Raw genomic sequence first — 11,888 nt, 5'->3', positions numbered from 1 at the left:
CGAAAAAAGCTGTTGTAAGAACTTGAACATGGCCGTTGAATACCAGGCTGATGAGTGCTTAAGCCTAGCAGAAGACGGGGGGATTGCAGGAGGGGCCAGCGTGGTCAATGTATTTTTTGTTCAGCCAGGAAAAAGGGCGGTGGCTTCTGCAAAAAGAATCTACCGCCCTGATTGATGCATGGATTACTTAGTCAGCTTATCCAGTGCTTCACGATATTTAGCTGCGGTTTTTTCCGCTACTTCTAAAGGCAGCGCTGGCGCTGGCGGGGTTTTATCCCAGCCGGTGGTTTCCAGCCAGTCACGCACAAATTGCTTATCGTAGCTCGGTGGGTTGCTGCCTGGCACGTATTGATCGGCAGGCCAGAAGCGGCTGGAATCCGGTGTCAGTGCTTCATCCATCAGGCAGAGCGTGCCATCGGTATCCAGACCAAATTCAAATTTAGTATCGGCAATGATAATGCCGCGGGTGGCTGCGTAAACGCTGGCAGCTTTATAGAGTGCAATGGCGGTATCGCGCACCTTGGCGGCAAGCTCCGCGCCAATCACTTCTTCGCAGCGTGCGTAGCTGATGTTTTCATCGTGGTCGCCCAATTCTGCCTTGGTGGACGGGGTGAAAATTGGCTCTGGTAATTGATCTGCTTCGCGCAAACCTGCAGGCAAAGGCATGCCACAGATGGTGCCGTTTTGTTGATATTCTTTCCAGCCGGAGCCTGCGATATAGCCACGCACAATGGCTTCTACGGCAACCGGCTTCAGGCGTTTGACTACCACGGCACGGCCTTCAACTTGTGGCAAATCAGCTGCGCTGACCACGTCTTCGGCACGCTCGCCGGTGAAATGGCTGGGCACCACATCTTTTAGCTTATCAAACCAAAAGTTGGAAATAGCGGTCAGGATTTTGCCTTTTTCAGGAATCGGCTCGGCCAGAATCACGTCAAATGCAGAAAGGCGGTCGGTTGCGATCATTAGCATGCGCGCATCATCAATCGCGTAAAGATCGCGTACTTTGCCCGAGTAAATCTTAGTCAGGCTGGTCAAATTGGTCGTGGTAAGGCCGGTCATCGCAAAATCCTTAAGGCTAAAGTGGAGCAACAGGCCGCTATTTTGCCCGATTATTGGCCACTTTTGCATAAAAGCTGGCCAGTTCCTTGCCAAAAGGCGCTCACCCTGCACATTTTGAAAAGCGAAGTTCTGCAGATCCAGAGCTAAATGAGAAAACGAAGCACACAGAGAAAACTTTAAGGAATCTATTTTTCTGTGAAACTCCGGGTTTCAAAACGTGGGTTTGTGCTTTTGCATAAAAGTTGCAAGCTCCTGATCGGCAGGCGAGCCTTGGGCTAAGGCCTCAATAATGCGGCTCTGCTCGGCGCGGGGGTCGTCTTGTGTTAGTTTGAATTTACCAATTAGTGATTCAATTTTGATTTCAAAGCCCACGATAGCCGCCTGCAAGCGCTGGATAAACTCGGCGGGCATGATGTCTGGCCGTGCGTAAGGCTCGCCCTCGTATTGGGCGAGCAGGGCAGCTAAGGCCGGGGCGGGGTTGTCCAGTAGTTTAATACTGCCTTGCACATGCACGGCGCTGTAGTTCCATGTTGGCACTTGTGGCCCGCTGGGGTAGTAGCGGTGTGAGATATAGCCGTGCGGCACCTGAAAAATCCCCAGCACTTGAGCGTCGTTTTGCCACGCTTGCCAATGTGGATTAGCCCGCGCGATATGGCCTACCAGCTTTTGTTCTTCTGCAATTAAAGTAAGTGGTAAATGGCTGGCAAAGGCCTTGCCATCCACTTGACTAACCAATGTGGCAAAGCCGTAATCCCGGATAAACTGATGCAGGATTTCGGTGTCTTTGATGGCAAAAGCAGCAGGGGTGTACATGGTTAAACCTTTAAAAGCGAAGTTCTGCAGACACAGAGCTAAACGAGATCACGGAGAGCACACACCTTAATCTCTTAAGGGTTTTTCAGTGTGCTGCTTTTTACCTCTGTGTTTTCTGTGTCTGCAGAGCTTTGGTTTTTTTAAACGCCCGCATCCAGCTGCTGCAACAGATAAAGCCGCTGATAAATGCCGCGTTCGATTTGCATCAGCTCGTCGTGATTACCTTTTTCTGCGATATGGCCGTGGTTAAGTACGATGATCTGATCGGCGTCGCGGATGGTAGACAGGCGGTGGGCGATCGAGATCATGGTGACTTTACCGTGCAGGCGGCTGAGCGCTTGCTGGACGATTTGCTCGGTTTCGCTGTCGATATGCGAGGTGGCCTCATCCAGCAGCAGGATGCGCGGCTTGCCTGCCAGTGCGCGGGCGATGGCGATCAGCTGTTTCTGGCCTGTAGAGAGCCGCGTGCCGCTTTCGCCCATGTCGGTGTCGTAGCCGTTTTCTAAGCTTAAAATCAGCTCATGCACATTGGCTGCTTTGGCGGCGGTTTCGATTTCTTCCTGGCTGAGTTTACGGCCCATATCGATATTGTCGCGCGCGCTGGATGCCAGCAGAAACGGGTCTTGTGGTACCAGGCCAACACCGCTTCTGAATGCGGCATCGCCAATTTCCAGCAAGGGGAAGCCATCAATTTCGATCTGCCCAGCTTGCGGCGTGTAAAAGCGCAGCAGCAGGGAAAGCAGCGTTGATTTACCGCTGCCGGTATGGCCCACAATGCCGTAGAAAGAGCCCGCCGGAATCGTCAGCGACAGATCGTGCAGCACTGGCAGCCTGGCATCATAGCCAAAAGCCACGTCTTTAAAGTGCACGGCGCCCTGGCTGACCTGCCCTTGGCCATCGCCATTGATGGCTTGCTTTTCACCCAGTAACACATTAACCCGTGCCGCCGAAACCACGGCTTGCTGGATTTGGCTGAACTGCATGGTGATCTGGATCAGCGGCTCTACCACGCGGGCGATATAGCTGACAAAGGCGTAGAGCACACCGATTTCCAGACCGCTGAAGCTTTGCTTGCCAAATACCCAGATGACGGTAGCCAGCAGCGCCACATTTAAAAAGTCGAGCGCAGGGCGCAGCAGCCAGGCATTGGCGCGCAATTCTGCCATCCGTGCGGCGTACAGGCTGTTGTTGGTGCTTTGAAAGCGGCCGGCAAAGCGTTGCTCAGAGTTTGTTGCCTGCACCACGCTCATCCCGGCAATGGATTCGGCCATCTGGGCATTGATATCGCTGCGCAGCTGACGTGCTTTGGTGACCGATGGCGCGCTCCAGCGCTGATACAGCCACACAATTAAAACCACCGCCGGAATCAGGATCAGCACCATCAGCATGAGGCGCCAGTTCAGCCAGGCCATGGCCGACAGCGTGCCAAGCACCACGATCAGGCTGTCCAGCATCACAAACAGCACTTGTACGTACAGCGCTTTAACTGATTCGGTATCGTTGGTCACGCGGCTGACCAGCTGGCCCGTGATGGCTTTATCAAAATACGCCATTGGCAGGGCTAACACATGGCTGTAAACCTGTTCACGCAGGCGTTTAACCGAGCGCATCGCCACGCCGGCAAGCCGCAGTAATTGCATATAGCGGATCAAAGACGCCGCCCAGCCGCAGGCCAGCCCGCCACCCAAAAGCATAAAAATTTCTGGCCAGTTTAAAACGCGCGGCAAGAGATGCTGATCAATAAACGCCTTGCCAAGGAGTGGCCCGGCGGCCTCCAGCAACGCAGCACTGATCAGCCAGAATAAACCCAGCCATAAATGGCGGCGCTCCGGCAGTGCCGCCTTATTAAGCAGCGAAATAGCTTGCTTACGTTCGCTCATACATCAACCTTTTTGGTTAAAACGAACCTTAAGTCTGTAGACACAGATAACACGGAGAAAGACAAAGGCGAGAACTCCGGGAAAGCAGAGAAAAACTGTAAAAAGCTGTAGGACGGGTGAAGGCAGCGTATTTCTCACTCATTGTCGAGGGTTTCACCCGCTCTGCGAAGTTCTCGTTTTAAAGGTTTTCTCAGTGCGCTCTGTGTTCTCTCTTAGCTTTGTGTCTGCAGAACTTAGGGTTTTAAACATTGTGTGTAAGTGAAAATCACTCTTCCAGGCTTGCTTCCAGCTGCTGGTAGCGCCATTGGCTGGCGTACCAGCCGTCTTTTTCGACCAGCTCCTGATGCGTGCCGCTTTCTGCCACCCTGCCGTGTTTCAGTACCGCGATATGGTTGGCGTCGACCACGGCAGAGAGGCGGTGGCTGACGATAATCATGCTGCGGCCCTGCTTGGCATCCCGCAAGTGCTCCAGAATTTGCGTTTCAGTTTGCGTATCCACTGCCGACAGCGCGTCATCAAGCAGCAGCAGTGGTGCGTCAGACAATAGGGCACGGGCAATGGCGACGCGCTGGCGTTGTCCGCCAGAGAGCGATACGCCTTTTTCACCAACCGGCGTTTCATAGCCCTGCGGCAGGCGCAGAATATCGTCGTGCACCGCCGCCAGCTTAGCGACATGCTCAATCTCGGCTTGCGTGGCGTCTGGCTTAATCAGGGCAATATTTTCTGCGACCGATGCCGAGAATAAAAACGATTCCTGAGGTACCCAGCTCATGGCCGAGCGCAGCTGCTGCAATTTGTAGTCTTCAACATTCACGCCATTCCAGCGTACTGAGCCATTTTCCGGGTGGTATTGGCGCAGCAGCATACGCAGCAGTGTTGATTTACCCGCACCGGTCGGGCCAACCAGAGCCAGCGTTTGTCCGGCTGCAAGGCTGAGTGAAATGCCTGCCAGTGCAGCAGTGTTTTGCTCAGGGTAAGTAAATTCAATCGCGTCAAAATTGAGTAAGCCACTTGGTGCGGTTTCAACCGTGCCGTGATCGTCCACGGTCAGTGGCTGGCTCAATAGCGGATCAAGCCGCTCCCACGCAGCTTTACCGCGCTCCAGCAAGGAAAGTACCCAGCCCGCTGCAAACATCGGCCAGATCAGCTGGCCCAGATACATGCTGAAGCTGGTCAGCTCACCAATGGTCAGCTGATTGTGCCAGACCAGATAGCCGCCTAAGGAGATCGTCAATAAGTTGGCGGCAGTCAGCGTCATACCCACCACTGGCTCAAATGCGGCCTCCCAGCGCTGTGCATCCAGGCTGGCTTTGGCCGCGTTTTCGGCAAGACCAGACAGCACCTTGCTGTTACGGCCTTCTAAGCCCAAAGCACGAAGCGTGCGCACGCCCGCCAGCGTTTCCTGCACATGATCGTTCAGCGCTGAAAAGCGTTGCAGCGAGTCGGTAGAAGCCTGGTGCACCTGACGTGACAGCCGCCAAAAGCCAAAGGCCATCAAAGGGAAGGGCAGCAGTGCAACAGCAGCAAGCCGCCAGTCTATACCCAGCGTCATCATGGCCAGCACCAGGATCAGTGTCATCGAGCCATCAAAACCGGCCAGCATGGCTTCACCCGCGGCCATTTCTACGGCATCAATATCATTGGTGCCGCGTGCCATTAAATCGCCGGTGCGCTGGCGATGATAAAAAGCCGGGCCCTGGGCGGCCAGCTTTTGGTAAAGCTGCACCCTGAGCTCAATCCCCAGCCGATAGGCTGCGGTAAACAGCTGCAAGCGCCAGCCTACACGCAGAAAGTAAATCGTCAGACCCATGGCAATCAGCCCTGCCAATTGCCAGAGCAATAAATCAGGCGTCAGCGATTTATTAACTAAGCCATCAATAAGCTCTCCCACTTTACGTGGAATCCATACCGTCAGCACGGCTACAGCAAACAGCATAAGCGCCGCCAAAATATAGGCACGCCAATGGCGGCGGACAAAGTCGCCCAATAATTTAAACAGCGTCATATGGAGTAATCTCGAAAGCTTGAGGTGATGCAGTAACGAAGTATGTTCGCGTATTTTAATACTTAGATATTACGCAAGAGTTTATCTAGGAATTGGTAAGCTGAAAAGCAAGCATCACCTGCTTCTTGTGTATTAAATGTACGGTGTGCTGAACAGAGTGGCGGCAATGCAGAGCAGGCCGTCCTTTATAAGCGGCAAGCAGGCTCTTTGTTGTTCGCCTGAGCTGAGTGGTGAAATAAACGTCAGCAGAGCCGGGTAGCGGGCTGGTAAGATCTGGCAGCAGATTTATTTAATGATTGAAGAGAGAAAACATGTCTTCCCAATACGATGTACTTATTCTTGGCGCAGGCATGGCAGGTTTAAGCTGTGCGCGGCGCTTGCAGGACGCAGGCAAGAAGGTTTTAGTTTTAGAAAAAGCGCCGGGTTTAGGCGGGCGTATGGCTTGCCGCAGTACGGCAAAAGGCGTGTGGGATCACGGCGCGCAATACTTTACCGCCAGTGACAGTGATTTTGCAGCACAGCTTGCAAAGTGGCAGCAGGCGGGCTGTGTGGGTGAATGGGCAGGCAAAATTCTGGCATGGGATGGCCAGTATTTCAGCCAGCCAGGCCCACAACAACGCTGGGTAGGTGTGCCAGGCATGGACGCACCATTGCACCAGCTGGTTGAAGGCATCGAAGTTTTATTTGAGATTGATATCGACGGCATCCGCAATCTGGATGGCAGCTGGCAAGTGCTGGCAGGCGAGGAAAGCTGGCAAGCTGGCAAATTGGTGCTGACCATGCCCGCTGATCAGCTGGCACCGCTGCTTCCGGCAGGCCACGCTTTGGCCGCTGTTGCTGCATCTTGCCCGATGGAGCCATGCTGGGCGCTGCTGATTCATTCGGCAAGACCCATCGATCTGCCCTTTGATGGCTTGTTTATTAACCAAGGCCCGTTTACCTGGCTGGCCAGGAATACCAGCAAACCTGGCCGTGGCAGCGAAGAAAACTGGGTGGCGCATGCCTCGCCAGAATGGTCGCGCGAGCACTTAGCCTTAACGCCAGATAAAGCCTGTGCCCTGTTAACCCGCGCTTTTGGCGATTTATTTCACGATATGCCGGTGGATAATTTACCCGTCTTCAAACTGCTGCAAATGAGCGCCTACCGCTGGCGCTATTCCAGCAGCGCTATACCTGCAGCAGAAAAGCCCTACGCCCTCAGTGATGATGGCCTGGCCTTAGCAGGGGATTGGCTGGCAGGCGGCAAAGCAGAAGGCGCTTACCGGTCCGGGTTTGCTTTGGCTGGGGCTTTGTTGGTTTAAGTGGCGGGGAAGCCTCAATCTTATCAACTTAAGCGAAATGTTTTTTGTAGGGTTGGTGCAACCCCATGCACGCTAAGCAATATGTTTTTTCATTAGAGCTCAGCAAAAAAAATAATAACCACGCTCTCTGCATAGGGCTTTAAAGTCCCCTTGAAACACGCCGTAGCGAGGAACAAGCGGGGCGGGGTTTCGGCCAGGGAGCGAGGCAGCGAGCCAATCCCGCCCGCCGCCGGCTCGATTGTCCGCAGCGCAGGGGCCTTCGTGCTATTGGGGTTGTGGCTTCGCCTCCTTTCTTGGCCACACAAAAAAGGAAGGTCCCGCGGGACGCCCGCACCAAAATCAACGTGCCGAAGGCACTCAAAAGATCTTTTTGATTTTGCTTAGCGCATATGGGGTGAATCTCACGTACTTTTTAGCGTTGCTCGCGGGTTTCTCCCGCCCTGCAAAACTAGCTTGTGCCGGGATTGTCCCCTGCAGCCTAAAACGGCATATCACCCGTTCTAAATTCCACGCCCAGCGCATCAGCAAGGCTCAGCATTTCTTCATCATCTGCGCTTTTAGCTATCCAGCCGCCGTAGCAATCGCTGTCGGTTGCCCAGTTCCAAAGCGTATAGCCATGGGTGCGCAGTTGCTCGAATGCGGCTTCCATCAGGTCCGGCACGCTGGTGTTATCTAAAAACTCATCATCGTCCGGGTCGTCCACGCCCCAGTCGATACTGACATCAACGCGCTCTGCCAGTGCTTCTACGCTGGCAATAAAGGATTCGGTGTCTTTCCAATCTACAAAAAAGCCCGATTCCCAGTCGATTACGTCTTTGATGATCCAGATCAGCTCCACTTCATCATCAGATTCGTCATCGCTTTGTGCATCCAGCTCTTCTTCAAATGCCGCCCATTGCGCTTCTACAGCGGCACTGTCATCCAGATTAATCAGTTCTAAAAGTCGCTTAACGGCTGCTTCGTCAGTAGTGCTCACGGTGGACTCCTTTTAGTACGGTATGTATGAAAGTAAATTGAAAGGAAATTCTACGCTGCTGCCTGGGGGGTCGTCAGTTAAATCATGTATTTATGCAATATCAAACCGTGATATAGCCAATCAAAAGCATAATATCCTGATCATAATACGCTTGGATTGCACAGGCACTTACTTTAGCCAAGCTGTCAGCAAGATGCCACATTGCTAAGTTATAGGCAGGTCAGTGGATTTTTTGCATCTGTTTTGTGAGGGGAAAGTTGATTCATATAAGGCAGAAAGGGGCGGTGTGCTTCTTCTTGCTCAAAACAAAAACCCGCATTTAAGCGGGTTTTTTAATGAGTTTGCGGCGTTATTTGCCGATGCAAAAACGGCTGAAAATCACGCCGAGTAAATCATCAGAAGTAAACTGCCCGGTAATTTCGCTAAGCGCGTTTTGTGCCAGGCGTAATTCTTCTGCAAAGATTTCGATTTGCAGATAGGCACATTCTGCTGTGACCAGATGGCTTTGGGCGCGGCGGATGGCGTTCAGGTGGCGTTCTCTGGCGATAAATACGCTGTCATCATGGCCGTGCCAGCCTACTAAGGTAAGTAGCTTGCTGCGCAGCTCATCTAGCCCTATGCCTGCTTTGGCAGAAACGTGGATTTCATTGTCGGCCACAATACCCGGCACATCGCCAGTCAGATCAATTTTATTAAAAACACGCAGTACGGGCAGATTGGGCGGGAGTTTATCCAGAATGGCCTGGTCATCCAAGGTAATGCCAATGCGGCTGTCGATCAGCAGCAGGGCCAGCTCGGCCTTGGCAATGGCGGCCCAAGTGCGCTCAATGCCGATTTTCTCAACAGTATCGGTGGTGTCGCGCAGGCCTGCGGTATCGATAATATGCGCGGGCACGCCATCGAGCTGAATCAGCTCGCGCACGGTGTCGCGGGTGGTGCCGGCAATATCGGTGACGATGGCGATTTCTTCCCCGGCCAGGGCGTTCATCAGGCTGCTTTTGCCTACATTGGGCTGGCCGATAAGCACCACATGCATGCCCTCACGCAGCAATTTGCCCTGTGTGGCAGTGCCAAGTACCCGTTGCAGCTGGCTTTGCAGCTCCAGTAATTTGCCATGTGCATTGGCGGCCTCAAGGAAGTCGATATCTTCTTCGGGAAAATCGAGTGTGGCTTCTACCAGCATGCGCAGGGTGATCAGCTCGTCGACCAGCACATGAATCTCTCGCGAGAATGCGCCATCCAGCGATTTAAGCGCTGATTTGGCGGCTGCGGCGGATTGGGCGTCGATCAGATCGGCAACGGCTTCGGCCTGAGCCAAATCCATTTTTCCATTAAGAAATGCGCGTTTGCTGAATTCACCCGCTTCGGCAAAGCGCGCGCCCAGCTCCAGGCAGCGTGCCAGCAGCATCTGCATCACCACAGGCCCGCCATGGCCTTGCAGCTCCAGCACTTCTTCGCCAGTAAATGAATTGGGCCCTGGGAAATACAGTGCAATGCCTTCATCCAGCACCGTGCCATCTTCGGCTTTAAAGCGGGCAAAGTGGGCGTAACGGGGCTTTAAGGGCTTGCCAATGAGCTTTTCTGTGATATCGCCCAGATTGCGGCCAGAAATACGAATAACGCCCACGCCACCCCGACCGGGGGCAGTGGCAATGGCGGCGATGGTGTCGGGGGTGTAAAGCATGGCGTACTCGGTATGGGGATTAAGTGAAACTTTCTTCGTAAGCGGTGCAAAGCAGAATAAGCCAGCCTTGCGATGTTTTAATCAGATTATACGTGGTATGGAACAGCCACGGCGCTTGCTGCTTGCGCTCTATTTGCCAGTCTATATCTGCGATGGCATGTTGGCTGCCTTGCAAAAACAGGTGATTAATTTTGAAGCTTGCTTGTAAGAAGCCTTGCTCTGCATACCACTGGCAAAGTTCGTGCATATTCTTAGCTGTGGCATCCGGGCTGGAAAAATGAGTGTATTTTCCTTGCTGTGCAATACCTGAAGGCCTGGCAAACAGTCTGGCAACACTCTGGCTGTCCTGCTGATTGTAAGCAAGGCAATACGCATTAAAAAACTGCTCAATTTCGGTATGAATTTGCTGTGTAGTCATCACAAACACCCGATAGCTCTGAAATGAAAAACGCCGCCCGAGGGCGGCGTTATCTGGCAGAGACTGATTAAGCTTTGGCTAGCTTAACAGGTTTGTCGTCATCTGCTTTTTCAATCTGGCGCGTGATATACCATTGCTGGGCAATAGAAATCACGTTATTCACTACCCAGTACACAACGAGGCCTGCCGGGAAGAAGAAGAAGAACACACTAAACATCAGCGGCATAATCTTCATCATCTTAGCTTGCATCGGATCCGGTGGTGGTGGCGACAGCGATGTTTGGATATACATCGAGATCGTCATCAGCACTGGCAGTACGTAGTAAGGATCTTTCACCGATAAGTCAGTAATCCAGAAAATCCATGGTGCCTGACGTAATTCAACCGATGCCAGCAGTGCCCAGTAGAGTGCAATAAACACCGGAATTTGTACCAGCATAGGCAGACAACCACCCAGCGGGTTTACTTTCTCGGTTTTATACATTTCCATCACGGCTTGCTGGAACTTCATCTTGTCATCGCCATGCTTCGCTTTCAGCTGTTCCATGCGCGGTGCAAGCTTGCGCATTTTAGCCATAGAGCGGTAGCTCGCGGCAGCCAGAGGGAAGAACATGGCTTTGATCAGCATGGTCAGGAGAATAATCGACCAGCCCCAGTTGCCAACCATCTTGTGGATAAAATCCAGCACAGCAAAGATGGGCTTAGAGAAAATGGTGAAAATGCCATAATCTTTAATCAGATCAAAACCTTCGGATACGGTGTTCAGTACGCGGGTTTCTTCCGGGCCAACAAACAACGGAACGCTGGTTTCATACTTTGCATTGGCGGCAATTGTTGGTAAATCAACAATCACACCGGCAGAGTAGAGGCCATCCGGCAGTTTTTTCAGCTCATAGCGAACGCCATTTGTGCCGCCCACTGCTGGCAAGCCAGTAGGGGAAACGATCCAGGCACTGGCAAAGTAGTGCTGCAGCATGGCAACCCAGCCGTCTTTGGCTGCCTGCTCGTAGGTAGCTTCACCCTTGTCCAGCTTGCTGAATTCAACCTTTTGGAATTTCTTCTTGTCGGTGTAAACAGCCGGGCCGGTAAAGGTAGTTGCGCCCATATGGCCGCCGCTGCCTTCAGGTGTTTTGCCATCGCGCAGCAAACGGTAGTAAGCCGATGTGGTTAATGGTTTAGCGGAGCCGTTAACCAGCTCGTACTTCACATCAATCAGATAGCTGTCGCGTTTAAATGTGTAGATCTTGGCGATTTTTACACCATCCGGGCCAGCGGCTTCCAGGCGAACAGAAACTTCCTTCTGGCCTTCAGCCAGTTGGTAAGCGGCTTGTGCGCTGGTAAAAATGCTTTTATGCGTTGGCAGGCCTTCACCGATCAGGCCGGTTTGTGCCACATAGACGTGTTCGCCTTCGTCCTGCAGCAGGGCAAATGGCTTCTTAGCATTATCGACCATGCCATGTTTAAGCAATTCTACGCGGCGTAAATCAGCGCCGTTTGTGTCGATTTCTGCATTAAAGAGGTCGGTCTTAACCGTGATGCGCTGGCCGCGTTGCAGTCTGCCTGCATCTTGCGGGGCTTGGCCGGGCGTGGTTTGGGCTTGTGGCGAGGCACCATTCGTTGCGCTTGCAGTGGTTGCAGGCGTTTTTATTTGTGGGTAACGCTCTTCCATCCACTTCTGCCAGAAGAACAGAATGCCGAATGACAACGCGATAAAGAGGATGAGTCTTTTGGTATCCATCTTGGCTCGAA

The 11,888-nt window shown here is 52.8% G+C and carries 10 protein-coding genes; 2 read left to right on the top strand and 8 right to left on the bottom strand.

What is annotated here, in order from left to right; all coding sequences use genetic code 11:
- Window positions 1–28 precede the first annotated feature (28 nt).
- Complete coding sequence (locus HA050_RS14570) at window positions 29–175, top strand: hypothetical protein (protein ID WP_166827583.1); 147 nt, start codon at window positions 29–31, stop codon at window positions 173–175.
- Between the two features lie 8 nt (window positions 176–183).
- On the opposite strand, the gene HA050_RS14565 is transcribed toward HA050_RS14570, so the two are convergent.
- The 4 genes from HA050_RS14565 to HA050_RS14550 form a co-directional block, all read right to left on the bottom strand.
- Entirely contained in the window at window positions 184–1,062 is an 879-nt protein-coding gene (locus HA050_RS14565; protein WP_166827581.1) for a phosphoribosylaminoimidazolesuccinocarboxamide synthase, read from the bottom strand.
- A 210-nt stretch (window positions 1,063–1,272) separates the two neighbouring features.
- Window positions 1,273–1,875, bottom strand: coding sequence for an FMN-binding negative transcriptional regulator (locus HA050_RS14560; protein ID WP_166827579.1), 603 nt, complete (start codon window positions 1,873–1,875; stop codon window positions 1,273–1,275).
- A 140-nt stretch (window positions 1,876–2,015) separates the two neighbouring features.
- Entirely contained in the window at window positions 2,016–3,755 is a 1,740-nt protein-coding gene (locus tag HA050_RS14555) for an ABC transporter ATP-binding protein (protein WP_166827577.1), read from the bottom strand.
- A gap of 265 nt (window positions 3,756–4,020) precedes the next feature.
- Window positions 4,021–5,760 carry an ATP-binding cassette domain-containing protein gene (locus HA050_RS14550; RefSeq protein ID WP_166827575.1) on the bottom strand — a complete coding sequence of 580 codons (1,740 nt, stop codon included), beginning with the start codon at window positions 5,758–5,760 and terminating at the stop codon, window positions 4,021–4,023.
- Window positions 5,761–6,071: 311 nt separating this feature from the next.
- Between HA050_RS14550 and HA050_RS14545 the strand changes: the two genes are divergently transcribed.
- Window positions 6,072–7,061 (top strand): NAD(P)/FAD-dependent oxidoreductase, encoded by a 990-nt coding sequence (locus tag HA050_RS14545; RefSeq protein ID WP_166827572.1) that lies wholly within the window; start codon window positions 6,072–6,074, stop codon window positions 7,059–7,061.
- A gap of 478 nt (window positions 7,062–7,539) precedes the next feature.
- Here HA050_RS14545 and HA050_RS14540 read toward each other — a convergent pair whose 3' ends face one another.
- The 4 genes from HA050_RS14540 to yidC form a co-directional block, all read right to left on the bottom strand.
- Complete coding sequence (locus HA050_RS14540) at window positions 7,540–8,037, bottom strand: DUF6630 family protein (RefSeq protein WP_166827570.1); 498 nt, start codon at window positions 8,035–8,037, stop codon at window positions 7,540–7,542.
- A 349-nt stretch (window positions 8,038–8,386) separates the two neighbouring features.
- Window positions 8,387–9,721, bottom strand: coding sequence for a tRNA uridine-5-carboxymethylaminomethyl(34) synthesis GTPase MnmE (gene mnmE, locus HA050_RS14535; protein ID WP_166827568.1), 1,335 nt, complete (start codon window positions 9,719–9,721; stop codon window positions 8,387–8,389).
- Between the two features lie 19 nt (window positions 9,722–9,740).
- Window positions 9,741–10,139, bottom strand: a complete 399-nt coding sequence (locus tag HA050_RS14530; protein ID WP_166827566.1) for a DUF6841 family protein — start codon at window positions 10,137–10,139, stop codon at window positions 9,741–9,743.
- 67 nt (window positions 10,140–10,206) lie between these two features.
- Window positions 10,207–11,877, bottom strand: coding sequence for a membrane protein insertase YidC (yidC, locus tag HA050_RS14525; protein WP_166827563.1), 1,671 nt, complete (start codon window positions 11,875–11,877; stop codon window positions 10,207–10,209).
- Window positions 11,878–11,888: the final 11 nt, after the last annotated feature.

The organism is Iodobacter violaceini (genome assembly GCF_011601265.1).
GTDB classification, from domain to species: domain Bacteria; phylum Pseudomonadota; class Gammaproteobacteria; order Burkholderiales; family Chitinibacteraceae; genus Iodobacter; species Iodobacter violaceini.
The sequence above is the reverse complement of the archived record's forward strand: the minus strand, read 5'-3'. Positions and strand labels throughout refer to the sequence as shown.

Coding starts and splice junctions, on each gene's coding strand:
- HA050_RS14570 (WP_166827583.1), top strand. CDS start 29: ATGGCCGTTGAATACCAGGCTGATGAGTGCTTAAGCCTAGCAGAAGAC.
- HA050_RS14565 (WP_166827581.1), bottom strand. CDS start 1,062: ATGACCGGCCTTACCACGACCAATTTGACCAGCCTGACTAAGATTTAC.
- HA050_RS14560 (WP_166827579.1), bottom strand. CDS start 1,875: ATGTACACCCCTGCTGCTTTTGCCATCAAAGACACCGAAATCCTGCAT.
- HA050_RS14555 (WP_166827577.1), bottom strand. CDS start 3,755: ATGAGCGAACGTAAGCAAGCTATTTCGCTGCTTAATAAGGCGGCACTG.
- HA050_RS14550 (WP_166827575.1), bottom strand. CDS start 5,760: ATGACGCTGTTTAAATTATTGGGCGACTTTGTCCGCCGCCATTGGCGT.
- HA050_RS14545 (WP_166827572.1), top strand. CDS start 6,072: ATGTCTTCCCAATACGATGTACTTATTCTTGGCGCAGGCATGGCAGGT.
- mnmE (WP_166827568.1), bottom strand. CDS start 9,721: ATGCTTTACACCCCCGACACCATCGCCGCCATTGCCACTGCCCCCGGT.
- HA050_RS14530 (WP_166827566.1), bottom strand. CDS start 10,139: ATGACTACACAGCAAATTCATACCGAAATTGAGCAGTTTTTTAATGCG.
- yidC (WP_166827563.1), bottom strand. CDS start 11,877: ATGGATACCAAAAGACTCATCCTCTTTATCGCGTTGTCATTCGGCATT.